This window comes from Kineosporiaceae bacterium (genome assembly GCA_016713225.1).
Classification (GTDB): Bacteria; Actinomycetota; Actinomycetes; order Actinomycetales; family Kineosporiaceae; genus JADJPO01.
Genome location: JADJPO010000002.1, coordinates 567,411 through 592,506 on the forward strand (window position 1 = coordinate 567,411; position 25,096 = coordinate 592,506).

The window sequence follows — 25,096 nt, forward strand, 5'->3', positions numbered from 1 at the left end:
TCGGGTGCACCGCAGGTGCCTCGCAGCGGCCGGGTCCCGGGAGCTCACCGGAAGAACTCACGTCACGCCCCGAGGCCGGCGAAGTACGGGGCAATCCCAGGCCGACCAGGACCCCTCACGCATCCGGCTGGCTCGCGAGTTCGAACAGCGCCGCAGCGGTGTACCACTCGCCGAGGGCGCGGTAGGCCTCGAACTCCAGATCGCCGAAGTCCTGCCGGGTCGTCGAGGCGCGGGGGAAATCTTGGTGGACAAGGGCGAACGAGCGGACCGGCTCGGGTAGTCGGTCGAGTGAATCCGGCCGAACCGCCTTGACGACGAGGAGCGTCAGGCCGGACGCCCGACCTCGTCCACGGTAGAGGCGGGCGAATTGCGGCTCCTTCGCAGTCGGCTTCGCGTCGGGCGCCACGGCCGCGTCGGTTCGGCGGAACCAGGGGCTCCGCGGCGTGACCCCGCCACCGGTGACGGGCGCGCCGACTCCGGTCACGCCTTGGCCGTAATGGAGGTGGAGCTCGACACCCAGATCGGATCTGAGCACGGAGAGGGCATCGCCCACGGCCGACCAGGAACCCGACATGTCATTGCTGGCGTCCGCTGCCAGGACGAAGCCCGATGTGGTGCCGTCTGGTCGCTGGAGCAAGCGCACCGCCTCGACCACGCCGGTGTTGTCGAGGTGCCCGCCGTCGCTGAGATAGAGCCATCGATCGTCGGTTCGGGATTGCCCGAAGGCCTCCGTGGCAACCTGTGCCGCCCCCGGCCTGCCGATGAGCCAGGGCGAGTGCGGCCACCGTCGGAGCCAGCTGCCCAGCGACGTCGGCCTGGGGGGTGGACTGCCGATCCACATCGGGTTCGCGACCCAGCACCCGACGCGTACGTTGAACAACGTCAGCAGGATGCGATACGGCGCGACCGTCGCCGCGAACCGTCCCGCCATCGGGCTCACGGCGGCGCCTGACATCGCGACGACCGACATCACGCTCACCTGGCCCAGCCCCGCCCCTTCGTCGTAGTCCTGAGTCGGGCGAACCAGGGTCCGGTCCGCGGCGATCATGCGGATGCTCTGCGACGAGAACACGATGGGGAAGCCGCACCGCCGGGTCGGGGCCTCGTCATACGCCCGCACGTTGGCGGTGGTGACGACGTGAAGCGGAATCGTGCCCAGTGACGAGAAGGAGCAGGTCTGGCCGTCCGGCAGCTCGACGGCCGATCCAGGGCCGCGCTCGGGAGTGTCAGGTGCCCCATCGCTGGTGTCGTCGACCCCGTCAGACCTGGCCATGGCGAACGCGCTGGACAGCCGCCAACGGTAATAGGGGTGCAGCGACGTCAGATTGGCGCTCGACCAGACCGCGACCATCACAGCGGCGAAGGGCAGGAGGCCTTGCGTCGTACCGGCCCGGGCATTGCCGTCCACCGTGAGGTGGTACGTCCAGGACAGGAACAGCCAGAGCAGTATCAGGGCCGCTGCCGTCAGCGGTAGCCAGGCGAGAAACACGCGGCGGGCGCGGGCTCGCCAACCCGACTGGTTCACCGTGGTCGTCCCCGCCCCTGCGCGGCGCATCGCCACGCCGATGAGGGACACCACGGCCGTCACCACGGCCGTCTGGCCGGCTCCGGTCGCGCCCGGTCCGTGGGCCTGGGCGGCGGCGGCATCGAGGATGAGCCGGTCCCGTGCGGTAGGGGACAGCGCTTCGGAGTCGTTCTCCGGGAAGGTCCGACTCATGGATGACGAGGTACCGCAGGCTCCGGCGACGAGGGTCTGGCGAAGGCCCGGGTTGGCGCGTGCCTGGAGTTCCGCTGCCGCCAGGGCTGCCGAGAGCTCCCTGCGAGCACGGGTCTCGCACAGGTCTCGGGTGGTGAACCCGAGCTCCCGCAGGGCGCTCGCCGTGGTCTGGGTCGGGGCGCCGGAGAGCGCCGACCACGAGAGCCCGAAGAGCAGCGATGGCACCAGAACCAGGACGCCGAGCAGTCCGAGCAGGCCGGCCACGGCCACGGCGCGGACAGCGGGCAGTCGTCGGCCGACGATGCCCACGGGCCGCCGTGTGTCCCGGACGCCCTGAGAGAGCCACACGCCGAGGCTCAGGACAACCACCAGGAACAGTCCGAGCACCACGGGGAACGAGACCACCCACCAGGTCGTGTCCGGATGCAGGGACGACGGCCACTGAACCAGATGCAGGCGCAGATCGCGGTCGGTGCCGAGTCCGGTGACGGAGTCCTCGACCACGAGGATGCCGGCCGTGGCATAGAGCCAGCTCAGGGACCAGCTCGCGAAGCGGAGTGCTCCCAGGACCATGATCACGTTGAGCGCGGCGCCTGACAACAGGGTCAACACACCTCCGAAGAAGTAGCGGCGTGGCTCCACGAGGTCACGGGTGTGCCGTCGCAAGCGGGACAACTCGGGAGTCCCGTCCACGAACACCTCGCGCCAGTCCAGGGGCGTCGGGCGTTGCCGGACGATCGTTTCCCGCTCATGCCGGAGCACCTGGAATCGTCGAACGAGAGCGATTGCGGCAGCCATGTAGCTTCCGCCGCTGAGGGCCACGATCGGCGGTCCCGGTGTCTCTCGAGGCTGGGACGCCTCGCGCTGGAGCGCGTTCCAGGCCCCGAGGGCGAACGACGCAGCACGGATCCCGCCACCCGAGAAAGCCACGACGCGCTCGGGACAGGAGGGTTGCGTCACCACGGGCGGATCCGACGCCACCGGATTCTCCGGCAACTGTCCACGGAACGCCTCGCCGGAGGCCAGTAGCAACGACGCGAGGATCTCGACCAGGATGACGATCACTTCGGCGCGTGCGGCGAGGGCACTGCGGTGGAGGATCATCGCCAGGACGCTGATCCCCGAGGCGATGAACAGACCGAGCACGAGGTAGGGCAGGCGCGAGCGAAGACCGGTGGTCGCGTTCAGGCCTGCCGAGAGGCGTTGTTCTGCAGCTCGTTCCACCTGCGTGACGAGCAGGACGCCGGTGACGACTGCCGGGATACCGACCAGGACGAGAGCGACCCGGGTGTCGTCGGCGAAGAACACCCGCCATGCGCCATGGGTCCAGTAGGCCGGGGGGAACCGCCGCGCGATGAACAGCCACCACAACAGCAGCCCGACCGCTTGCGCTGCCACCAGGCAGCGGATCGCGATCGCCGTGCGTCGCGCTTCGCGCAGGGATCCAGCCAGCCGCGACCGTGACACGGTTACCGACGTGCTCGCCTCGTCCGGCGGCGTCTCGCACGTGCCTCGACTCGTCATGGGAGCGACCCCCAATCGACGACAGGGACGCTACGCCGCAGGCACCGCGGGCGCGCTGGACCGAGGTCCTCGCTCGCAGGGACTCGGCGTGTGAACGTCGGCAACTCGCCCCTGTGAGCGGTGGTGACGTCGACGTCGAACCGCTGCCCCTACAACTGAATCCGCCGCCATTCTCCATCCGGGCATCGTCGTCGAAAATGCACCGGGTCGAAGGTCTGGTTGCGTGGAATCCCGTATCGCCGGGTGCCCAGGATGACGAGCGCCGCCGCGCCCACCGCGACGGCGCCGTGCCAGGCATGGTCCCCAGGGCGGGGATGCTCGGGCAGGAGCTGGTCGCCGGGAACCGGGCGCAGCCGCAGCACCCGGTAGCTGCTGCTGACGGCGTCCAGGGCGACGTCGTCCAGGTGCCGGGGGTCGACACCGGCCAGGCGAGCGGCGAACCCGCTGGCGATCAACACCTCCCGGATCAGGCGTACTCGCTGCGGGTGGTCGCTGACATCCTCGGCGTGACCGATCCACCGCTGGTCCGGTAACCACACCTCCACCTGCGGGTGGGCGATCACGTTGCGATACCAGTCCGATCCGGCGCCGAAGCCCGCGACGCAGTGGACGTCACCGTCGATGCGGGCGTAGTTCAACGGCGTCCATCGCGGCATCCCGCTGCGGCGTCCGAGGTGACCGATGACCAGGATCCGGCCGGAGCCGGCTGGCCAGGCGTTGATCCAGCGGCCCAGGCCACACCGCCAGCACTCCACCATCAGGCGGTTCAGGTGGCGGAATGCTCTCGCTGCCGGCTTCTGTCTCGATCGGTCACCCACGAGTCGAACGCTACCGAGGGCCGGCCCGCCGGTTGTGGGGGCCGAGGTCTCCGGTGGCGTGACAGCCGACATCGGCATCACGGTTCGGCGATGGGCCCGCCGAGGGTCGGGGGCACGTGGGCACCGTCCAGCGCGGGTTCGATGAGGATCCACCGTGCGCCCTGCGCGCCGAGGACGACGAAGCAGCCGGCATCGGTGTTCACGAAGCCCAGGCGATAGAGGGAACGCCCGTCGGCCGAGGTCACGAACCGAGAACACACCGGATTCCGCACTCCGGCAAGCGATCCGAGGCGGTCGCAGTCACCCACGTAGCTGCCCCCGGTGGTCGCCGCCGCCAGTGCTGCCGAGGCAGTGGCAAAGGTGATCGCTCCGGGGTGGACCACCACCGCGGTGATGGCGAACTTCTCCACCTCGGTGAGGTGGCCTCCGGTGGAGACGGCGATGGTGACCACGCCGGCCGTGGTGGCAGGCAGCACCAGCGGGACCTGCCACGGCGTCCGCTGCCCGCCGACCGAGATGCTCCGGCTGCGAGCCAGGAGTGCACCGTCTCGGTCACGCACCTGGACCACCAGGGATTCATCCACCCCGGTGATCCGGCCGCCGGCCACCAGCGTGGTCCCGACGGTGGCGCCGTAGCGCGGTGCCGTCAGCGTGAGCAGGGTGTCGCGGCTCCCCACGACCTCCCAGGGGCGTTCGTTCAGCGCCCCCTGCCCGATCCGGGCCAGATGGAGGACGGCGGCGCTCACGGCACGGCCCTCGGGTGGGCTGGCGGCCACCCCGATCCAGGCCTCCTCCGAGGTCACCTCGCGGCTGGTCACCCGGTTCACCTCCGCGTACGCCAGGTGCTGCGACGCGAAGGCCACCGCCACCTCGGCCGGGTCGAGTCGCCACGACTGGCTGCCGTTGGTCCGGGCCTGCGCCTGCCAGGCGACGGCGTCGGCCACCGAGGCGAACGGCCAGACCGGCTGGAAGCGGAACGCCGCGCTCGGCGTCGTCCCCGAGCTCGGTGCGGGGGCGGGTGTCGAGGCCACCCCGGACGACGCACCGGTCGGCGAGACGGAGGCGTCGTGGTCGAGCGTCGTCCCACCGTCGTCTCGATGGAGCACGGTGAGGCCCGCGGCAGTCAGCGCCACGACGACGGCTGTCGCGATCGTCAGCCTGGTCCGTACGCGAGGGCGCCGCGGACGCGGTGCAGGAGGAGCGCTGCCCACGGGCGTCGAGGTCGTCATGATGTCCTCCTCGAGCTACCTCCAGCCTCACCGGCGCGGCTCGGGGTTGCCAGAGAACAACGGCACGAACCGGCGACCTTGGCTCGTGCCCGAGGCCTCAGGCCACCTCGTTGATGCGGATCAGGTTGCCCGCCGGGTCGCGGAAGGCGCAGTCACGTACGCCGTACGGCTGCACCGTCGGCTCCTGGACGACGTCCGCGCCGGTGGCCTGCAACCGCTCGAAGGTGGCGTCGAGGTCCTTGGTGGCCAGGATGATCCGGGCGTAGGTGCCCTTGGCCATCATCTCGGTGATGATGCGGCGCTCGTCGTCCGTCGTGCTCGGGTCGGCGGCGGGCGGCTCCAGCACGATGCAGGTGCCGGGCTGGTCGGGTGCGCCGACGGTGATCCAGCGCATGTCGCCGTAGCCCACGTCGTTGCGCACCTCGAAACCGAGGGTGTCGCGGTAGAACGCCAGCGAGGCGTCGGCGTCGGTGTGGGGCAGGAACGTGGTGTGAAGAGTCAGCGTCATGCCGTTCACGCTAGGTGGGGTTCACGCCGGCGCGCTTCTCGATTCCTGATCGGTCTGGTGACCTGTTTCGCCACGCACGACGGCATCTCGCCCTCGCCGATGGCCTGGCGTCGGTAGGTGCTGGGCGGCACCCCGACCAGCTCGGTGAAGCGGGTGCTGAAGGTGCCCAATGACGAGCAGCCGACCGCGAAGCAGACCTCGGTGACGCTCAGGTCGCCGCGGCGCAGCAGGGCCATGGCACGCTCGATGCGCCGGGTCATCAGGTAGGAGTACGGCGACTCACCGAACGCGAGCCGGAACTCGCGACTCAGGTGCCCGGCCGACACGTGCGCACCGCGGGCGAGCGCCTCGACGTCCAACGGCTGGGCGTAGTCGCGATCGATGCGATCCCGGACGGCGCGCAGCCGCTCCAGATCACGCAGTCGCTGCTGCTGCGACGGGGTGCTCACCCCTGGCATGGTGCCACGTCCCGCCGGAGGCGCGCAGGGAGGTGCTATCGCCGCACCACGACGCGCACCCGCGCCGAGGGCACCGAGGCTCCGGCGGCATTCGTCGCCACCACCGAGGCGTAGTACACCCGACCGACCGTGAGGGCGGCTGTCGTGCAGGTGCGGCGCGATCCGATGGCGGTGCACCGCACGGCCGGGCTGCCACCCTTCGAGCTCGCGTAGAGCGAGCCGGTGTACGCGGTGACTGCGCTGCCACCGATCGATGCCGGCGCCGCCCAGGTCAGCGTCACCGTGCGCGAACGCGAGGTGGCCACCACCGACCGCGGCGCCGAGGCCACGGTGCGCGGACTCTTGGCCAGCCGGGGTGCGCTGGGGGTGCCGGTGCCGGCGGCGTTCGAGGCCACCACGTCGACGTAGTACGTGACCCCGTTGGTCAGGCCGGTGATCGCGCAGGTCCGGGCCGTCGCCGTCGAGCTGCACTGCCGGACGGTGGACCCTCCGGAGGCCGCGTTCCACGCCCGGGCGGTGTACCCGGTGAGGGCGCTGCCGCCGTCCGAGGCCGGTGCCGTCCAGGCAGCGGTGAGCCGCCCGGCGCCGGGCGTCACGGTGACCGCACGCGGTGCCCCCGGCGCGGCCACCGCAGCCACGGCCACCCGGGCACTCGCCACGCCCTCGCCGAGCGCGTTCGAGGCCGTCGCGGCCACGTAGTACCTGGCGCCGGGGGTCAGTCCCGTGACCGTGCACGAGGTACCGGACGACGTGCACGACCCCACGACCGACCCCCCGGACGACGCGGTGAACAGTCGCGCAGTGGAGGTGCCGAGGGTGAGTCCCCCGTGGTCCGCGGGCGCCGTCCATCGCACGGTGGCGGCGGCGCCGGTCAGCGAGGCGGTCACGCCGGTCGGTGCGCCCGGGGGCGTGCCGTCCGGTGCTTGCGACGCGCGGTTCGCCACCGTCACGGAGTGCACCGAGTACGGCAGATCGGGCACGTCGATCGCCACGCCACCGTCCTGCTCGGACAGCGTCGCGGGAATGTTCACGGCCACCCCGGCCGAGCTGCTGGTCACGTCGAAACCGGTGGCGAGGGCACTGGTCACGTCGGTGCCTGCCGCGGTGAAGAACGTCGACGGCAGCCAGGCGTGGAACGAGCCGCGCACCGGGTTGCCGTTCACGTCCAGGTGCGGATTACCGAGCACCGGCATCGACCAGTAGAGCTCGGGGTAGGTGCCGATCAGGATGAAGGTCGGCCGGGCCTCGGCATCGGTGGCGATCGACATCCCGTCCAGCGCAGCGTATTCCGGGCCCCAGGAGCCGAGCTCCTGGCTGTAGCCCATGAACACCCAGCCGGTGCCGAGCGCATCGGCGGTGGTGTTCTCGTCGCCGCAGTCGGTGCCCGCCACGCAGGCCGGGAGCGCGTCACCGGTGACCCAGTCGCGGTGGACGGCGTGCCCGACAGCGGTCATGGTCACGGTGCCGTCGCCGTTCACGACCCGGGTGACCCGGACGTCGCGGGCGATGGCCAGGCTGTACTGCGGCAGGAACTGGTTCACCCTGATGACCAGGGTGAACTCACCGTCCCGTACCGCCGTGGGCAGGTCGGGGTCGTCCAGCCCTGACACGCCCCAGTTGAACGCCCCGGTGAAGGACGCCGAGCCGGTCAGGCCGTGAGCCGCGACCGGCACGCTCTCGCCGCCCACCGGGGTGACGGTGGCGCTCTCCAGGCAGAACACGTCGGTCGGGGCGTCACAGGTCGGCCAGGTACCCGCTGGCATCTCGGTGCCGTCCGCCGTGGCGGAGGGGGCCGGAACCAGGGCCATGCCGAGGATCGCCAGAACGGCAGCCGTCGTGGACCGCAGCGAGATGCGCACGGTGGTCCGGTCGGCCCACCGGCTCCCGTCATGACCCGCTGGACGAGTGAGGTGCCGGGTCCGGGTGGCTCAGCCCCCCGGCGCCGAACTCCTGCACACCCCACCAGCCGGAGGAGTCGCGGTGGAGCCACCCGATCCGCTGGCCGCCAGCGTCAGGCAGGTCGCCACCGCCGCCACCCACATCAGACGGTGTCGCGTCCCGCGCGACCCGGCGCCCACAACCATGGGAAAGCCCGAACCGGGGTGGCTCGGGCTGCACAATCAGCGGCATGACGAGTGGATCGGGCACCGAGAGATCGGCCGGCGCACAGGCCGTCCTGGTGTCCGTGACCACCTTGATGGTCGGTTTCGGTCTGGTCGCCTCCGTGCTCGGCGTGCGGGGCACGGAGGAGTTCTCGGCCCCGGTGGTGGGTCTGGCGGGGTCGGTGCACTACCTCGGATTCCTGGTCGGCGCCTTCCTGGTGCCGCGACTGGTCGCCTCCGTCGGGCACATCAGGGTGTATGCCGCGCTCGCCTCGGCCGCCGCCGTGTCGGTGCTGGTGTTCCCGTTCGCGGTCAATGCGCCGACCTGGGTGACGACCCGGCTCGGGTTCGGCCTGTGTATCTCGGGCATGTACATCGTGGCCGAGAGCTGGCTCAGCGCGGTGTCGACCAATCAGACCCGCGGCAGGCTCCTCGCGGTCTACCTGGTGACGGCCAACGTCGGCGTGGCCGTGGGGCAGTGGGTGTTCTCCGCGACCGGAGCCACGAGTGCCCTGCCGTTCGCGATCGGTTCGGCTCTGATGTCGCTGTCGCTGATCCCGTTGTCGCTCAGTCGTTCTCCAGCTCCTGCCCTGCCGCCGCCGATGGCTCGGCCCCCGGTCCGTGAGGTGCTCCGAGTCGCCCCGCTGGGGCCGGCGACCTCGATCGTCAGTGGGATCGGGGTCAGCCTCGCGATGGGCATCGGGCCGACCTATGGCGTGGTCTCCGGTTTCAGTGTCGACCGGATCGCGGTGCTCATGGCCGTGGCCATGATCGGTGGCGTGGTGCTGCAGTGGCCGGTGGGTGCCGCCTCGGACCGGCTGTCCCGGCGGCGGGTGATCCTGGTGATCTCCCTGGCCGCCACGGCGGTGGCGGTGGCGGGCGCGTTCGTCCGGGCGGACTCGGTGGCCGTGCTGGTCGTGTTCGGGGCGTTCACGGCGCTGTCGTTCCCGCTGTACTCCTTGGCGATCAGCCACGTCAACGACGAGATCGACCCACAGTTGCGGGTGCCGGCCAGCGCCGTCCTGGTGATGTCCTACGGGATCGGATCGGTGATCGGACCGGTGGTGGGTGGGGTGGCCATCCAGCGCATCGGCCCGGTCTCGTTCTGGTGGCTGCTGGCGGCCTCGACCGGCCTGCTCGCGCCCTACGCCGTCCACCGTGTCCTGCGCAGGCCGCACCCAGGTTTCGGACCCGAGCGGGGTGCACCGCTCATGAAGCACCGGCCGGACGCCGACGAGAGCCTGCATGGAGCGGGTGCCGCAGTTGACCACCTGGACGGCCCGCAGCGCTGACCAGGTCGGTGCGAGCTGCGCAGCGCTGGTGCTGCCCGGTGGATACGCGACCGGACACGGCCGCTACTGCCCGCTGCTGGACCTGGAACTGCGCGGCCTGGGGCGCACCCTCGCCGACCGGGGCGCCGACCGGGGTCTCGCCGTCCATCTGCTGCGTTACCGGAATCGGGGCTGGAACGGCGCCCGAGCCGATCCGGTGGTCGACACCCGATGGGCATTGACCCGGCTGGCCGATCGGCACGGTCCGGTTCCGGTGATCCTGGTGGGGTACTCGATGGGCGGCCGGGCGGCCGTGTGGGCGGCGGGCGGCGCAAACCGTCACCGCCGTGGTCGCCATCGCTCCCTGGCTGCCGGGCGGCGACCCCGTCGACGGGCTGCAGGGTCGCCGGGCACTCATTCTGCACGGCAGCAGGGACCGCAGTGAGGCCCGCCCCGAGCTGTCCCGCGCGTACGCGGAGCGGGCCCGCGCGCTCGGAGTGGATCTGGTGCGCCGTGAGCTGCCCGGCATCGGCCACCACGTGCTCTGGCGCTCACGCTCGGCCCGGACGACGGTCACGGACTTCGTGCTCGAGGTCACCGCCGACCCGAGCTGACCCACGTGCGATGGCTCGGTGCGGTCGGCTGATGTCGTGGCAAGGTAGCCAGGTGCACTCTGCATTGCTCTGGGCCGAGGTCGGCGGTGGCCTCGCCCTGACCGTGATCGGCCTGATCATGGCGGCCCGGGATCGGATGCAGGCCGGGCTGTTGCTCGGCCTGTCCCTGCTGCTCGAGGTGGCCGTTCTGGCTCAGGTGGTGTTCGCCACGGTGGGGCTGGCCCGTGGCCACGAGGTCGCCTCGCGGGTCACCGTCATCGGGTACCTGCTGGGGATCGTCCTGGTGCTGCCCGCTGCGGTGCTGTGGGGCTGGGCCGAGCGCACCCGATGGACGCCGGCCGTGGTCGCGCTGGGTGGCTTCACCGTGATGGCGATGGCGGCCCGGCTGAACATGATGTGGGCCTACGGTGGCTGAGCGCTCCACGCCGTCCGCCCCCGCCGCGCCGTCGTCCACGGCGTCCGGCGCGGGCCGCATCCTGGTGACGTTGTACGGAATCCTCGCTCTGGGCGCCAGCGCGCGGGCCGCCGTCCAGCTGAGCACCCGCTTCGACGAGGCCCCCATCGCCTATCTGCTCTCGGGGTTCTCGGCGGTGGTCTACGTGATCGCCACCTTCGCCCTGGGTGGCAGCTGGCGCGGAGCGCGCCGGGTGGCGTGGGTGGCGGTGGGCATCGAGTTGGTCGGCGTCCTGGTGATCGGCGCCTTCAGCCTGCTGGTGCCAGAGGACTTTCCGCAGGCCACGGTCTGGTCGGAATTCGGCCGTGGGTACCTGTTCGTGCCCCTGGTGCTGCCCGTGATCGGGCTGTGGTGGCTGCGCCGCACCGGCTCGACGAGGTCACGCGCCTGAGATCCGCTCGGCGATCACGTCGACGATCTCGTGACCCTTGTCGAGCCCCTGTTGTTCGAAGCGTGTCACGGGGCGCCACGCCGGCCTGGGTGCGGGACCGCCGAAGCTGTTGTGCAACAACGGTTCTGCCTCGACCACCTGCACCATCTGGGCGGCGTAGTCGGCCCAGTCGGTGGCGCTGTGCAGGCGGCCACCGGGACGCAGCCGTGAGGCTGCCAGGGCAACGAAGGGCGCCGAGAAGAGGCGGCGCTTGTGGTGGCGCCCCTTGGGCCACGGGTCGGGAAAGAACACCCGGATCTCCTGCAGCGATCCGGGTGACAGCAGCTCACGCAGCACCCACTGGGCGTCGGCCACCATCACGCGGACGTTGGTCAGCCCCCCGGCGTCCAGATCGCGCAGCAGTGCCCCGGCACCGGGGGTGTGTACGTCGATGGCGATCACGTCGCGCTCGGGGTCGGCGGCGGCCAGGGTGAGGGTGGCCTCGCCCATGCCGAAACCGATCTCGACCACCACCGGGGCGTGGCGACCGAACACCGTCGCCGGATCGATCGGCCCGGGGCCGGGGTCCAGGCCATAGCGCGGCCACAGGGCATCGAGCGCCGCCCGTTGCCCGGCCGTGATCCGTCCCCGCCGGTGCTTGAAGGTCCGCGGCGGCTCGTGGCGCACCGAGGCGAGCCCGTGATGGTTCCCTCCAGCGGCCATGGCGGGTCAAGACTATCGGCGCTCGATCGGCCGGTGTGATGCGCAGATCAGGGCTGGCCCCGGTGGCGCCTGGCGCAGCGTCTGCGACGATCCCAGCCACGACCTCCATTCCTTCTGTCGAGGAGCCCGACCTCATGACCACCGCCCCGCTGACGGCAAACAGCTCGATCGGCACCTGGCTGGACCACCCCGAGGGCGGCCCGCTGATCCGCGAGTTGCTCGGCCAGGGTGGCTTCGACGAGAGCCGGCTCGCCCCGGTGCGCCAGCTGCCGCTGCAGCAGCTCGTGGTCATGAGCCAGGGGCAGCTGCCGCAGGAGGTGGTCGACTCGCTGGTGTCCCGGGCCAACGGAGGGGTCATGCCCAGCCAGGACGACCCCGCCGAGCAGTGGGGCGAACAGGTCACCGGCGTCCGGTTCGAGGGACGCACCGTGATCGTCACCGGGGCGGGGTCCGGCATCGGCCGCGCGACGGCGTCCCGCGTGGTCAGGGAAGGCGCCCGGCTGGTCGCGGTGGACGTCTCCGCCGAGCGGCTGGAGGCCCTGGCCAAGGCCTTCCATGGTGCCGAGATCATCACGGTGGCAGCCGATGTCACGCGGCAGGACGACATCGACCGCATCGTGGCCGCCGCCGGGGAGCGGATCGACGGGCTGGCGAACGTTGCCGGGATCAACGACGATTTCTCGCCCGCTCACCTGACCTCGGACGAGATCTGGGAGCGGGTGATCGCGATCAACCTGACCGGTGCCTTCAAGCTGACCCGGGCCGTGGTGCCGGCGATGCTCGCCGCCGGCCGGGGTGCCATCGTGAACGTCTCGTCCGAGGCCGGGTTGCGCGGCAACGCCTCCGGCACCGCCTACACCGTCTCCAAGCACGGTCTGATCGGGCTGACTCGTAGTGCCGCGTTCATGTACGGGCCGTCCGGCATCCGGGTGAACGCCGTGGCGCCGGGTGGGGTGGCCACGGGTATCCCGATGCCTGCCGCGACGTCCGAGTTCGGTCTGGCGCGCCTCGGGCCGTTCCTGAACCTGATCCCGCCGATCGCCACCGCCGAGCACCTGGCCGCCTCGATCACCTTCTTGCTCAGTGACGATGGCATCAACATCAACGGCGCCGTGCTGCCCTCCGACGGGGGCTGGTCCGTGCAGTGACCCGTCGTTCCATGATCACGGTCTGGAATCCAGAATGCCGGGTTTTCGTCCCGGATCAGGCGTCCAAACGGTGATCATGGCACGTGCGATCAGGCGGGGTTCCCGTGGGCGGCAATCGAGACCGATTCCCAGGCCTGCCAGACCTCCAGACGTGAGGCGTACTCGGCGGTCGCGGTGGCGAGTGGGCCGTCACCGAAGAAGATGCGCAACGGCGGGGCCTCGGCGTCCACGATGGCCAGGATCGCCGCGCGGGTGGCGGTGGGGTCGCCGCGTCGACCGATGGCGGCGGCGCGACGAGCGGCGGCGCGCTCGCGCACGGGTTCGTAGTCCGGCAACGGATCGGTGCGCACGGCAGAGGCGCCCGCCCAGTCGGTGCCGTAGCCGGTGGGCTCGACCAGGGTGACCGTGATGCCGAAGTCGACCACCTCGGCCGCCAGCGACTGGGTCAGGCCCTCGAGCGCCCATTTCGAGGCGTGGTACATCCCCAGACCGGGGAAAGCGGTGATCCCGCCGATCGAGGACACCTGGATGATGTGCCCCGATCCAGCCGCGCGCAGGTGGGGCAACGCTGCCTGAGTGACCCAGAGCGCGCCGAAGAAGTTGGTCTCGAGCTGGGCGCGGGCCTGGTGCTCGCTGACCTCCTCGACCATGCCGAACAGGCCGTAGCCGGCGTTGTTGACCACGACGTCGAGGCGCCCGAAGTGTTCGACTGCCTCATCGACAGCCCGTTGGACGGCGTCCCGGTCGGTGACGTCGAGTGCGATCGGCAGCACGGCCTCCCCGTGGGCGGCGACCAGATCGGCCAGTGAGGCCACCTCACGTGCCGTGGCGGCCACCCGGTCGCCTCGTTCGAGCGCGGCCAGGGCCCATTCGCGACCGAAGCCACGCGAACTGCCGGTGATGAACCAGGTCTTGGAGGTCATGACGACATCCTCGCGCGCCCCTCATCCTCACGACCGGGCGGGCCGGTCTCGTCGTCGGGGTCGGCCTCGATACCGAGCAGCCGCGCCGCCGTCCGGTGCAGGATCAGGCCGCGCGCGACGTCGTCCAGCCCGGCCGAGTCCACGAAGCCGATCGGGTCGCGCTCGGCCAGGTCGAACGGGTGGTCGGTGCCGAGCAGCACGTGATCGGCCCCGACGTCCTCGACCAGGCGGCGCAGGATCGCCGGGTCGAACACCGCGGTGTCGTAGTAGAGCCGGTCGAACAGTTCGCGCGGCGGCGCACTCGTGGTGTGGGCCACCGGTTTACGGTCCCATCCCATGTCGAGCCGGCCGCGCAGCGACGGCAGGCAGCCGCCACCGTGCGCCAGACACAACCGCAACGGATGCGCCTCCAGTACGCCGGAGAACGCCAACCGTGCCGCCGCCACCGCGGTCTCCATCGGATACCCGACCAACTGGGGAAACCAGAAGTCCGCCAAGCGTTTCGGGTCCGGAACGCCACTCGGGTGCAGCAGCACGAACGTCTCGCGCTCGGACAGCAGCGTCCACAGCTCGGTGTTCACCGCGTCGTCCAGCTCGGTACCACCGCCCCGGCTGCCCACCGCGATGCCCGTGACCGAGCCGCTGTCCAACACCTCGCGCGCGGTGTCGGCTGCCGTGGCGAACCCGACCGGGACACCGGCCAGCGGCCGCAATCGATCCTGGTCCGTCGAGCAGTACTCGATAAGCGCCTGCGTACCGCGGGCCAGCAGCTCGCCGACCAGCGCGCTGTCCGGGCTCATCGTCGCCATCAGGAACGGGGGGAGCGACACCGCTTCGTGACTCACGCCGGCGGCGTCCATCTCGGCCAGCCGCACCGTGGCGTCGTACATCGAGCGGGCCAGCGGCAGGGGTGCCCCCCGACCGACCCCGCTGATCATCGGATCCAGGACGACGACCCCGCGTTCCACGCCCGCCAGGTCGGCCAGGCCTCGTCCGGCCAGCCACTGCAACACAGCCATGGGCATGGCGTGGGCGTGGACGTCGACCGCGGTGGGGGCGGTGGTCGCGGTGGGACTCTCGACACCTGGCACGCCGAGATCCTAGGTGAACGCCTCGAACGAACCCGATGACGCCCGATGGCGCCGGTCCGTCGGTGGCGCTCAGCCGCGAGCGGCGCCGGCTCCCTGGAATGCCTCGAGCAGCTGCTGAAGGTGATGGCTCAGCGTCTCGAGCTCGGCGGCGGCCTGGCGAGCCTGGCCGACGCCCTGGCTCGTGGTGTCGGCGGCCGCGGCGACCTGGTGGATGTTGCCGGCGATCCCCCCGGCCCCCTCGGCAGCCTGAGCGACGTTGCGCGACATCTCCTGGGTGGTGGCGGTCTGCTCCTCGACGGCACCGGCGATGGTGGTGGAGTAGTCGCTCATCTTGCCGATGACGTCGGTGATCTTGTTGATCGCCTCGACCGCGCGACCGGCGTCGGACTGCAGCACCCCGATGCGCGTGGAGATGTCGTCGGTGGCGCGAGCGGTCTGCTGCGCCAGGTCCTTGACCTCGCCGGCCACCACCGCGAAGCCCTTGCCGGCCTCGCCGGCGCGAGCAGCCTCGATGGTGGCGTTCAGCGAGAGCAGGTTGGTCTGTTCGGCGATGGCCGTGATCAGGTTGACCACGTTGCCGATCTCGGCCGAGGAGCGACCCAGCTCGGCCACGGTCTCACCGGCGGCCTGTGCGGCGATGACCGCCTCCTGCGAGACCCGCGCTGCCTCGCCGGCATTGTTGGCGATCTCGCGAATCGAGACGCCCATCTCCTCGGCGCCGGCGGCCACGGTCTGCACGTTGCTGCTGACCTGCTCGGCGGTGCCGGCAGCCATGGCGGCCTGATCCGAGACCGTGTGGGCGGTGTCGGCGATGTGGCTGTTGCTGCGGGTGAGCTCGGCAGTGGCCGAGGTGAGCGCCGCAGCGGTGTGGGTGACCCCGCTCACCATGTCCTGCAGGCTGTCGAGAGTGTGGTTGAGGCCCTGCGCCAGTCGCCCGAAGTCGTCCGCGGTGTCGTGGTCCATGCGGCGGCTGAAATCACCGGACGCGGTGGCTTCGAGCACCTTTCCGGCGCTCTGCAACGGGCGCGTGGTGGCGCGGATCACCAGGCTCGCCAGCACCCCGGCCACGATCAGCGTGAGGGCCAGCAGCGACCACAAGAGCGTCGCGGCTCGCCGCGCCGTGGCGGCGAACGCCGTTCCCTGCAGCAGCTCGGTCTGGGCGGCCTTCTGGGTCTGGGCGAGCAGGGCCTCGTAGGCCTTGCGGGCATCGCGGCTGGTGCTCATGGCCGTGGTGACGGCCTTGTCGTGGTCGGTGGCGTTCTGGGCGAACTCGGCCTTGACCACCACGGCCCAGGCGGCGATGCCCGACTCGATCGCCTCGACCTGCGCCAGCCGGGTGGCGCCGCCGTGCTCGCGCGCCGCGGTCAGGCTCTTGCCGATCACGTCGAGCCGGCCCAGCGCCTCGGTGGCGAACTTCTGTTCCCCGGTCAGCAGGAAGCCCCGCTCGTCGTTGGCCATGGCCTTGGCCGCGAGGGCGGCCTGGCCGATGTCGCCGACGAAGGCGGCCAGTTGCCCCACCTCGGCGTCGCGGGTCTGTTGCAGGGTACGGATCTGCGAGGTGGCGGTGAGCACCCCGAGCGAGGTCAACACCAGGACGACGACGAACCCGCCGATGAGCTTGATCCGGTAGGACACCCCGCGACGAGCGGATCCGGTCCGACGTTGTCCAGCATCGAGTGCCATCTGGGTTGTCTCCCTGGATAGTCGCTCCCGATGGGTCACGGACCACCGCCGCGTCCCTCGGCCTCCACTGATGATCGGATCGGGACGAGAGCGGGTTGAGCCCTCGGTCAGGACGAAGCCAGCGCGTCGTCCAGGGTGCCGGCACGAACCGCGAGAATGCCGCACACCGCCTGGGTCACGGCCCCGATGGCCAGCCCCACCAGAGGCGGGGTCCAGCTGCCGGTCCACTCGTAGAGCGCACCGACGGCGAACGGACCCAGCGCAGCGACCAGATAGCCCACGCTCTGGGTGAAAGCGGACAGCGAGGTCGTGGCGAGGGGGCTACGCGAGCGCATCGCGATGAGCGAGAGCGCGACCGGAAAGGCCGCGCTGCCGATGCCGATCAGGATCGAGCAGACGACCACGGCCGAGAGCGGCACCACGACCAGCCCCAGGAAGCCCGCCAGGTAGCACCCGGACAGGGTGACCACGAGCACCTCCGGCCGGCGCGTGCGGCTGAGCACGCTCGAGGCCACGGCCGCCGGCGGGATGCCCACGATGATGATCACCGCCACCTGGTAGGCGGCTGCGGTGGCTCCCAGGCCTCGGTGGGTCAGGATCTCGGGCAGCCAGCCCAGGATCACGTAGGCGAGCATCGCCTGGATACCGAAGTACAGCGCCAGCGTCCAGGCCAGGCGGGTCCGCGCGACGGTGCGCAACGGCAACCGATGGCCGGTGGCGGCGACGGGTTGTCCGGCGGCGCGACGGGTCAGCACCAGCCAGGGCAGCAGGGCCACGCCCGCCAACGCCGTCCAGCTGCCCAGGCCGAGGCGCCAGGTGCCGCCCAACGCGTGCCCGACCCGTTCGGCGAGCGCCGGCGCGGTCAGCCCGAGCGTGGCGAACACCAGCATCGGCAACGACAGCAGCAGGCCGATCACGCTGGCCGAGAGGCCGGTGTCGACCCGCAGCTCCGGCACCACGGCTCCCACGGCGCTGACCACCGGGCGCAGATTGAGCGCCAGCAGCAGCACGCAGCTCGCCGCCAGCAGTCGAGGTTGGGTGGTCACACCCCGATCCTCGCCTGTGGTGGCCGCCGGTTCGATCCGGGGGTTCGATCCGGGTCGGCGAGACATCACTGTTAAGGTTGGTCACGAGGCCCGGTCTTCACCGGGCCTTGTCGTGGGCCCCGCCCACGAGGTCGCTCTTCGAGGTGCGCATTCCCGGCAGGCCCGTTCTTCGCGGTCCGCGGCACGAGGCCACTGATTCTTGCGGCCCCCTGCCATCGATGGAGATCACCTTTCATGTCGCGATCCTTCGCGCCGCGCCGTTCTGCGTCCGCAGGCCGGTCGAACCGTCCCCGATCCACCTCTTCCCCCCGTCCGTCGCGTCCCGCCACGACTGCTCAGACAGCCCTGGACGCCGCCCTGGACGCCTCGCTCGCCCTCGACCCACCCGCGCTGGGTTCGTTCGCCGACCTGGGCCTGCCCGCCCCGCTGATCGAGGCGCTGCGCCGCGGCGGGATCGAGCGCCCGTTCGCCATTCAGACCCGGGCTCTGCCGGACGCTCTCGCCGGTCGTGACGTGCTGGGCCGTGCCGCCACCGGCTCGGGCAAGACCCTCGCCTTCGGACTGCCGATCCTCACCCGCCTCGCCGCCGGCCCGTCCGGCGCAGACGGCCGAGACGGCGCGGCGCGTCGTCCCAAGGCGCCGCGGGCGCTGGTGCTGGTGCCCTCGCGCGAACTCGCACTGCAGGTCACGGCCAACCTCGCCCCCCTGGCCGAGGTGCTCGGGCTGCGGGTCGCCACAGTGGTCGGTGGGCAGGCCTACGGCCGCCAGATCGACGCCCTGACCCGTGGCGTCGACGTCGTGGTCGCCACGCCCGGTCGGCTGATCGACCTGATCGAGCGCAAGTCCTGCCGGCTCGACTCGGTCGAGATCACCACGCTCGACGAGGCCGACTACATGGCCGACCTGGGCTTCCTGCCGGTGGTCAAGCAGCTGCTCGACATGACGCCCGCCCACAGCCAGCGGCTGCTGTTCTCGGCCACCCTCGACCGCGGCGTCGCCGGGCTGGTCGAGACCTACCTGACCGATCCCGCGGTGCACGCCGTCGCGGCCGCGCAGGCCACGATCAGCTCGATGAGCCACCGGGTCTTCGTGGTCCGTGGTGACCACAAGTCGAAGATCGCGGCCGAGGTGGCCGCTCGCCCGGCGCGCACCCTGTTCTTCGTGCGCACCAAGCACGGCGCCGACCGCCTGGCCAAGCAGCTCACCGTGTCAGGGGTGGACGCCGCGGCCCTGCACGGCAACCTCACCCAGGGCGCCCGCCAGCGCGTGATGGCGGACTTCACCGACGGTCGTACCCGCGTCCTGGTGGCCACCGACGTCGCTGCGCGCGGCGTCCACGTGGACGACGTCGACCTGGTGGTGCACTACGACCCGCCGGCCGACCACAAGGACTACCTGCACCGATCCGGTCGGACGGCGCGGGCGGGCAGCGCGGGCACGGTCGTCGCCTTCGTGCAGGCCGCCGAGATGTCGACGATGCGTCGTCTGCACCGTGATGCCAACGTCGAGGCGCTGGTCGAATCGGTATCACCCGGGCATGACGCCGTGCTGACCATGGGCGCCTCGGGCGCCCCCATCGTGGTGCGGCCGCGCGCGGCCTCGCACACCGGCGCCTCCGGATCACGTCCCGGTGCCGGACGCCGTGGGCAGAGCCGGCAGGGTCGGCAGGGCCGACAGGGCCGTTCAGCGGGTTCGGCCGGGTTCGCCGCCGGTACCGGTTCGTCCGGACGGTCCCGTCATCACTGAGATGGTTTCCGACCGGCGGCAAAGCCGTCACACTGGGAAGATGTCGAGCCGACCACCCGCCCGGGGCCGAGTGCTTCCCACCAGCCCGTTCACCCGTGAGGCGCACGTGCCTCCGACAACTGCAGGATTCGAGGTGGGCGACCGTGTCACCCTCGACAGCTGGGGCATGGGCAAGGTTGTCGAGGTGACCGAGCGCGACATCATCGTCGATTTCGGCGCGGCCGGCATCCAACGCATCCCGGCCGGAACCAAGGGCTTCTCTCGGCTCTGAGGCACACCCCGTGCTCACCCGACGCGAGGTGGTCGGCGCCTGCGCGCTCGACTGCCCTGACGGGTGTTCATGGGTGGTCACGGTCGAATCCGACGGGGTCGGCCGTGAGCGGGCGACCGCGGTGCGGGGCAACGCCGATCATCCGTTCACCCGGGGCGGCCTGTGCGCCAAGGTGAACCGCTACCCGGAGGTCGCGGCGGCGCCGGAACGGTTGCTGTATCCGTTGCGCCGCATCGGACCCAAGGGATCCGGGCAGTTCGAACGCGTGGGTTGGGACCAGGTACTCCCCGAGATCGCGGCACGGATGCGCGAGGCGATCGAGGTTCACGGCGGTGAGGCCATCTGGCCCTACGCCGGAACCGGCAGCGTGAGCATGGTGCAGGGGTTGGGCGGCGCCGGGCGGCGGCTGTTCCATCATCTGGGCGCGAGTCGGCACGTCCCCAACATCTGTTCGGTGGCCGGCCATGCAGGGATGGCCCTGACCACCGGGTCGGCTGCGGGGATGGATCCGCAGGATCTGGCGCATTCCGGGCTGATCGTGCTCTGGGGTACCAACACGCTGACCACCAATCTGCACCTGTGGCCGTTCGTCACGGCCGGGCGCGATCGTGGCGCCCCCCTGGTGGTGATCGACCCGGTGCGCACCCGCACCGCGGCCCGTGCCGACGTCCATCTGGCGCCCCGGCCCGGGACCGACGCCGCGCTCGCCCTGGCCGTGATGGCCCGGCTGAGCGAGCAGGGCGCTGTCGACCAGGCCTACCTCGACCGCTCGACCCTGGGCTGGCCGCTGTTTCGTGACCAGGTGCTGGCCCAGTGGCCGCTGCGGCGAGCCGCCGAGGTCTGTGGGCTCGCGTCGTCCGAGATCGAGCGGTTCGCCGACCTGATCGCGGCCCACCGCCCGCTCGGCATCAGGGCGCTGATGGGGATGCAGCGGCACGGGGGAGCGGCTGCGGCGCTGCGCGCCGTCTCGTGCCTGCCGGCGGTGACCGGTGACTACGCCCGGCACGGTGGTGGCCTGTGCTACTCGACCGGGCCGGCGTATGGCTGGAACGAGGCGGCACTGGGCCGTCCCGATCTGCGCCCGGCCGGTCCGACCCGGTCGTTGGTGATGAGTTCGCTCGGCCGGGAGTTGCTCGACCGGCAGGACCCGCCGGTCACCGTGCTGATGATGTGGGCCGCGAACCCGGTGCTGTCCAACCCCGACCAGCAGCGGGTGCGTGACGGCCTGGCCCGCGAGGACCTGTTCACCGTGGTGGTCGACCATCGGCTCACCGACACCGCGCGCTACGCCGACGTCGTCCTGCCCGGGACGACGCAGCTCGAGCATCTGGACCTGACCGAGTCCTACAGCCACCTGTACGTGCAGTGGAACGAGCCGGCTGTGCCGCCGCCGGGGGAATGTCGTTCACACACCGAGATCTTCCGCGGTCTGGCGCATGCGCTCGGGGTGACCGAGCCCGCGGTGTACGCCGACGACCTGGAGCTGGCCCGGGCCGCGCTGGACAGTCCGGAGATGGCCGGGATCACTCCGGAATCGTTGCGGCGCACCGGGTGGCAGCGACTACCCCGGCCCGAGCCGTTCCTGCCGTTCGCTGAGCGGTTCGCGACGCCGTCCGGCCGGTTCGAGTTCGCCTCGGCCGCCGCCGAGGCGGCGGGCATCGGTCTCGTGCCGCAGTACGTGCCGCCCCACGAGCCTGCGGTCGACAGCTCGGCGGGAGGCGAGGACGGCGAAGGCGGCGAGGGCGGCACGGACAGTGTGGACGGTGGCCTGGTGCTCATCTCGGCGGCCAACCACTACCTGGTGAACTCGACCTTCAGTGGCAGTCCGTTGCACCACCGGGCGGGCGAGGCCCAGGTACTGGTACACCCGGACGACGCCGCGTCGCGGGGCGTCCGGGATGGGGAATCCGTTCTGGTGCACAACGATCGAGGCTCGTTCGAGGCCATCGCTCGGGTGAGCGACGCGGTCCGGCCAGGGGTGCTCGCCACCACGAAGGGGCTGCGGCCGGGCCGATCCGGCACCTCGGTGAACGCCACCACTGCCGACGGCCGATCCGACCACGGTGGCGGCGCCGTCTTCGCCGACAACCGCGTCCGGCTGGCCCCCGCCCACCCCACCCCCCAACCCACCCCCCAACCCACCCCACAACCCGCTCATGCTCCGCAGGTGACCGCCGATGCTCCGCAGGTGACGCTTCTCGGCCCCGATTCGGGGTGATCAGGCGTCACCTGCGGAGCATGAGCGGGTTGGGGGGTGGGTGTTACCGGGACATCGCGGTGGTGTGGGCGACGGGTCCCAGGTGCTCGCGAACCAGGTGGGGCCAGGTGGCCGGGCGGCCGAACAGCCAGCCCTGCGCCGTGTCGCAGCCCGTGTCGCGCAGCCGTTTCGCCTGGCTGGAGGTCTCCACACCCTCGGCGGTCACGTGCAGCCCCAGGTCATGGGCGAACGTGATCAGGCCGGACAGGAACGGGGATTGGTCCGTGAGCAGCTCGCCCTCGACCAGCCCGCTGGCCAGCTTGAGGGTGTGCAGCGGCAGCCGGGGCAGGTAGCCGAGATTGGAGTACCCGGTGCCGAAGTCGTCGATCGCGATCCGCACGTCGGTGTCGGCCAGTGCGGTCAGGGCCTCGACCGCCCTGCCGCCCGGGTCGAGCAGGGCGCTCTCGGTGAGTTCGAGCTGCAGCAGGTGCCCCGGCAGGCCCGAGGCCCGCAGTGCCTCGCCGACGTCGTCCACCAGGCCCGGCTCCCAGGTCTGACGCATCGCGACATTGACGCTGACGAACAGCGCGTCGCCGGGGTGACCGCGGTTCCATCGCGCCACCTGTGCACAGGCCTGCTGCAGGACGTGACGTCCCAACGGCACGATCGCGCCCGTCTCCTCCGCGAGATCGACGAATCGCTCCGGCTGGAGCCAGCCCAGGTTGGGGTGGTGCCAACGCACCAGCGCCTCGAGGCCTCGGATGCGGCCGTCCCCCAGGTCGACGATCGGCTGGTAGTGGACGGCGAACTCGCCGGCGTCCAGCGCCGGGACCAGCGTGGCGGCCAGGGAGTACCGGGCGAGTTCCCGGGCGTTGCGTTCGGCGTCGAACGTCGCCCATCGATTGCGGCCCTCGGCCTTGGCCCAGTACAGCGTGGCGTCCGCCGCGCGCAGGACGTCGGCGGGCGTGGTCTCCTCGACCCGGGTCTCGACCACTCCCATGCTCGCCGAGACGCGCAGGTCGTGACCGAGGACGTGGGCCGGCCGGGCGAGCGCTTCGAGCACCGAGTCGGCGAGTTCGGTGAGGGCGTTCTCGGGTGGGTCGACCACCAGGATCACGAACTCATCGCCCCCCATCCTCGCGGCGAGGTGTCCGCGAGCCGAGACCTCGTCACTCAGGCGCCGGGCGATGAGCACCAGCAACTCGTCACCGACGTGGTGACCGAGCGTGTCGTTGATGATCTTGAAGCGATCCAGGTCGAGATAGCAGATCCCGATCCGGCTGCCCGGGGTGGCGAAGGCGGTCGAGAGACGTTCCTGGAAGAGCGCGCGGTTCGGCAACTGGGTGAGGGGGTCGTGAACCGCCTGGTAGCGCAACTCCTCCTGCAATCGGCGGCGTGCGGTGATGTCCTCGACCATGGCCACGGTGAACTGCGGCGTGCCGTCGCGGTCGCGCATCAACGATGCCGTGAGCTCGGTCCAGACCTGATGACCGTCCTTGTGCCGGTAGCGCTTCTGCATCCGTGCCACGTCGCGGCGTCCGGCGATGATCTCCTCGTAGACCTCCCACATGCCCTGGGCGTCGTCCGGGTCGACGAAGTCGGACACCGAGAGCCGGCAGAACTCCTCGACCGTGTAGCCGAGCATGGCCGCGAACGACTGATTGGCGTCGACGATCCGTCCGCCGAGGTCGGCGATGCCGATGCCGACGGCGGCGTCGGTGAAGATCGTGCGGAACCGGGCCTCGCTGACCCGCATGGCCTCCTCGGCCTGGCGGCGGGCCTCGGCCTCGGCTCGGCGCACGGCCTCCTGCTCGGCCAGGACGCGGCGCCGGGCGGCGTCGACATACCCGTCGAACACGGCCCCGAGGACGAGCGTGGTGGCGTGGTCGCCCGCCGTCGAGCCGTGCGCCCGGGTCAGGGCGGGTAGGTGGGTGGCCAAGGCGGTCGTGGTCGCGGGGATCACCACGTCGGCGATCAGGCCGGTCTGGACCATACGTCGTCCCACGCCTCGGGCCGCCTCGAGATCGGGTGGTTCGGCCGCCACCGCGCGGATCAGCTGGTCGGCCGCGGTACGCAGGAACACCCGCAACTCCCGGGGGGACATCGGCAGGTACACAGCGCGTGCCAGACCGTCGGCCCAGTGCGAGATCAGGGCCGTTCGCAGTATGGCGGCCCCATCACCCGAGAGCGCGGACGCGGGGAACCCGGCGGTCACGAGGTGATCTTACGGCCAAAACGGCCTAATCCAGCTTTGGTGATTCCACGGGACGATTCGCCTCGCTAGGTTGGTTCGGCCAGCTCAGGCGTCACATCACGGACGACGGACCCCGAGGAGATCTCCATGAGCCAGCCGACCTGGGCCGACGGCCTCGATCCGCTCGACATCCAGCGACCCAGCGGAGCCCGCGTCTACGACTACTTCCTGGGCGGTGCGCACAACTTCGAGGCCGATCGAGAACTGGCCGAGGCGCTCACTCGCATGTCACCGAACATCGGCGACACCATGCGCGCCAACCGGGCGTTCCTGCGCCGCGTGGTGAACTTCCTCTGCGACGCCGGGATCACCCAGTTCCTCGACATCGGCTCGGGCATCCCGACCGTCGGCAACGTGCACGAGGTCGCCCAGCAGGCCAATCCGGCGAGTCGAGTGGTCTACGTGGACCTCGACCCGGTCGCGGTCTCCCACAGCCGGGCAATGCTGATCGACACCCCGAACACCACGGTGATCCAGGCCGACGCCCGCGACACGGCGACCATCCTCGATCATCCTCAGACCCGGGAGCTGCTCGATTTCGACGCCCCGATCGCGCTGCTGTTGCTGGGGGTGCTGCACTTCATCCCCGACGAGGACGACCCGGCCGGGATCGTCGCTCGGCTGCGACGGGTCCTGGCACCCGGCAGCTATGTGGCGCTGGTGAACGTCACCCACGAGGACCAGCCTCCCGAGGTCATCGAGGGGCAGAAGCTCTCCAACCGCACCAGCACCCCGATCTACCTGCGCTCGCGGGCGGAGCTGACCGCGCAGTTCGACGGCCTGCCACTGGTCGAGCCGGGCCTGGTGCACCTGCCGCTGTGGCGTCCGGACGGCCCATTGGACGCCGGCGATCGGCCCGAGCGGTACGGCGCGCTGGCCGGGGTGGCCCGGATCTAAGGAACTCTCGACCCGGTCTTGACATCACCTTGGCGCAAGCCGGGCCGGGGGC

Annotated in this window: 20 protein-coding genes and 1 pseudogene; 9 read left to right on the forward strand and 12 right to left on the reverse strand. The window is 71.1% G+C overall.

The features are described 5' to 3' along the window. Positions 1–115: 115 nt before the first annotated feature. From IPK24_08580 to IPK24_08605, 6 genes are all read right to left on the reverse strand, one after another. The gene (locus IPK24_08580) at positions 116–3,241 is read right to left on the reverse strand and encodes a hypothetical protein (protein MBK8075603.1); all 3,126 of its coding nucleotides are present in this window, start codon (positions 3,239–3,241) and stop codon (positions 116–118) included. Between the two features lie 149 nt (positions 3,242–3,390). Next, positions 3,391–4,059 carry a nitroreductase family deazaflavin-dependent oxidoreductase gene (locus tag IPK24_08585; GenBank protein ID MBK8075604.1) on the reverse strand — a complete coding sequence of 223 codons (669 nt, stop codon included), beginning with the start codon at positions 4,057–4,059 and terminating at the stop codon, positions 3,391–3,393. Between the two features lie 77 nt (positions 4,060–4,136). Then, positions 4,137–5,192 carry a hypothetical protein gene (locus IPK24_08590; protein MBK8075605.1) on the reverse strand — a complete coding sequence of 352 codons (1,056 nt, stop codon included), beginning with the start codon at positions 5,190–5,192 and terminating at the stop codon, positions 4,137–4,139. 193 nt (positions 5,193–5,385) lie between these two features. Further along, positions 5,386–5,796, reverse strand: a complete 411-nt coding sequence (locus IPK24_08595) for a VOC family protein (protein MBK8075606.1) — start codon at positions 5,794–5,796, stop codon at positions 5,386–5,388. Between the two features lie 5 nt (positions 5,797–5,801). Beyond that, a complete protein-coding gene (locus tag IPK24_08600; protein ID MBK8075607.1) occupies positions 5,802–6,254 on the reverse strand; it encodes a helix-turn-helix transcriptional regulator in 453 nt (150 codons plus the stop codon). Positions 6,255–6,289: 35 nt separating this feature from the next. After that, positions 6,290–8,113 carry a fibronectin type III domain-containing protein gene (locus IPK24_08605; GenBank protein MBK8075608.1) on the reverse strand — a complete coding sequence of 608 codons (1,824 nt, stop codon included), beginning with the start codon at positions 8,111–8,113 and terminating at the stop codon, positions 6,290–6,292. Between the two features lie 269 nt (positions 8,114–8,382). Here IPK24_08605 and IPK24_08610 point away from each other — a divergent pair, with 269 nt between their 5' ends. From IPK24_08610 to IPK24_08625, 4 genes are all read left to right on the forward strand, one after another. Further along, positions 8,383–9,648 carry an MFS transporter gene (locus IPK24_08610; GenBank protein MBK8075609.1) on the forward strand — a complete coding sequence of 422 codons (1,266 nt, stop codon included), beginning with the start codon at positions 8,383–8,385 and terminating at the stop codon, positions 9,646–9,648. Then, the gene (locus IPK24_08615) at positions 9,620–10,072 is read left to right on the forward strand and encodes a hypothetical protein (protein ID MBK8075610.1); all 453 of its coding nucleotides are present in this window, start codon (positions 9,620–9,622) and stop codon (positions 10,070–10,072) included. Before IPK24_08610 ends, IPK24_08615 begins: the two co-directional genes overlap by 29 nt. A gap of 221 nt (positions 10,073–10,293) precedes the next feature. Beyond that, entirely contained in the window at positions 10,294–10,656 is a 363-nt protein-coding gene (locus IPK24_08620; GenBank protein MBK8075611.1) for a hypothetical protein, read from the forward strand. Next, complete coding sequence (locus tag IPK24_08625; protein MBK8075612.1) at positions 10,649–11,086, forward strand: hypothetical protein; 438 nt, start codon at positions 10,649–10,651, stop codon at positions 11,084–11,086. The genes IPK24_08620 and IPK24_08625 overlap by 8 nt, the downstream gene beginning before the upstream one ends. Here the strand turns inward: IPK24_08625 and trmB are convergent. Then, positions 11,075–11,788, reverse strand: coding sequence for a tRNA (guanosine(46)-N7)-methyltransferase TrmB (trmB, locus tag IPK24_08630; protein MBK8075613.1), 714 nt, complete (start codon positions 11,786–11,788; stop codon positions 11,075–11,077). The genes IPK24_08625 and trmB overlap by 12 nt on opposite strands. 134 nt (positions 11,789–11,922) lie before the next feature. On the opposite strand from trmB, the gene IPK24_08635 reads away from it, so the two are divergent. Further along, a complete protein-coding gene (locus IPK24_08635) occupies positions 11,923–12,936 on the forward strand; it encodes an SDR family oxidoreductase (protein MBK8075614.1) in 1,014 nt (337 codons plus the stop codon). A gap of 89 nt (positions 12,937–13,025) precedes the next feature. Here the strand turns inward: IPK24_08635 and IPK24_08640 are convergent, their stop codons facing one another. The 4 genes from IPK24_08640 to IPK24_08655 form a co-directional block, all read right to left on the reverse strand. Continuing rightward, on the reverse strand, positions 13,026–13,859 hold the full coding sequence (locus IPK24_08640; GenBank protein MBK8075615.1) for an SDR family oxidoreductase: 834 nt from the start codon (positions 13,857–13,859) through the stop codon (positions 13,026–13,028). Beyond that, positions 13,856–14,884 carry an amidohydrolase family protein gene (locus IPK24_08645; protein ID MBK8075616.1) on the reverse strand — a complete coding sequence of 343 codons (1,029 nt, stop codon included), beginning with the start codon at positions 14,882–14,884 and terminating at the stop codon, positions 13,856–13,858. The genes IPK24_08640 and IPK24_08645 overlap by 4 nt, the downstream gene beginning before the upstream one ends. A 135-nt stretch (positions 14,885–15,019) precedes the next feature. Beyond that, positions 15,020–16,633: a methyl-accepting chemotaxis protein gene (locus IPK24_08650; GenBank protein MBK8075617.1), complete on the reverse strand. Its 1,614-nt coding sequence runs from the start codon at positions 16,631–16,633 to the stop codon at positions 15,020–15,022. A 107-nt stretch (positions 16,634–16,740) separates the two neighbouring features. Next, a complete protein-coding gene (locus IPK24_08655) occupies positions 16,741–17,679 on the reverse strand; it encodes a hypothetical protein (GenBank protein MBK8075618.1) in 939 nt (312 codons plus the stop codon). 234 nt (positions 17,680–17,913) lie between these two features. Between IPK24_08655 and IPK24_08660 the strand changes: the two are divergent. The 3 genes and pseudogenes from IPK24_08660 (at position 17,914) to IPK24_08670 (ending at position 21,914) form a co-directional block, all read left to right on the forward strand. Further along, positions 17,914–19,263, forward strand: a pseudogene (locus IPK24_08660) (DEAD/DEAH box helicase). Between the two features lie 295 nt (positions 19,264–19,558). Next, entirely contained in the window at positions 19,559–19,696 is a 138-nt protein-coding gene (locus IPK24_08665; GenBank protein ID MBK8075619.1) for a DUF3553 domain-containing protein, read from the forward strand. A 10-nt stretch (positions 19,697–19,706) separates the two neighbouring features. Then, on the forward strand, positions 19,707–21,914 hold the full coding sequence (locus IPK24_08670) for a molybdopterin-dependent oxidoreductase (protein ID MBK8075620.1): 2,208 nt from the start codon (positions 19,707–19,709) through the stop codon (positions 21,912–21,914). Positions 21,915–21,957: 43 nt separating this feature from the next. Here the strand turns inward: IPK24_08670 and IPK24_08675 are convergent, their stop codons facing one another. Beyond that, entirely contained in the window at positions 21,958–24,108 is a 2,151-nt protein-coding gene (locus tag IPK24_08675) for an EAL domain-containing protein (protein ID MBK8075621.1), read from the reverse strand. Positions 24,109–24,234: 126 nt separating this feature from the next. Here IPK24_08675 and IPK24_08680 point away from each other — a divergent pair, with 126 nt between their 5' ends. Beyond that, a complete protein-coding gene (locus tag IPK24_08680) occupies positions 24,235–25,044 on the forward strand; it encodes an SAM-dependent methyltransferase (GenBank protein ID MBK8075622.1) in 810 nt (269 codons plus the stop codon). The last annotated feature ends 52 nt before the right edge of the window (positions 25,045–25,096 follow it).

Coding starts and splice junctions, on each gene's coding strand:
- IPK24_08580 (MBK8075603.1), bottom strand. CDS start 3,241: ATGACGAGTCGAGGCACGTGCGAGACGCCGCCGGACGAGGCGAGCACG.
- IPK24_08595 (MBK8075606.1), bottom strand. CDS start 5,796: ATGACGCTGACTCTTCACACCACGTTCCTGCCCCACACCGACGCCGAC.
- IPK24_08600 (MBK8075607.1), bottom strand. CDS start 6,254: ATGCCAGGGGTGAGCACCCCGTCGCAGCAGCAGCGACTGCGTGATCTG.
- IPK24_08610 (MBK8075609.1), top strand. CDS start 8,383: ATGACGAGTGGATCGGGCACCGAGAGATCGGCCGGCGCACAGGCCGTC.
- trmB (MBK8075613.1), bottom strand. CDS start 11,788: ATGGCCGCTGGAGGGAACCATCACGGGCTCGCCTCGGTGCGCCACGAG.
- IPK24_08635 (MBK8075614.1), top strand. CDS start 11,923: ATGACCACCGCCCCGCTGACGGCAAACAGCTCGATCGGCACCTGGCTG.
- IPK24_08640 (MBK8075615.1), bottom strand. CDS start 13,859: ATGACCTCCAAGACCTGGTTCATCACCGGCAGTTCGCGTGGCTTCGGT.
- IPK24_08645 (MBK8075616.1), bottom strand. CDS start 14,884: ATGCCCATGGCTGTGTTGCAGTGGCTGGCCGGACGAGGCCTGGCCGAC.
- IPK24_08650 (MBK8075617.1), bottom strand. CDS start 16,633: ATGGCACTCGATGCTGGACAACGTCGGACCGGATCCGCTCGTCGCGGG.
- IPK24_08680 (MBK8075622.1), top strand. CDS start 24,235: ATGAGCCAGCCGACCTGGGCCGACGGCCTCGATCCGCTCGACATCCAG.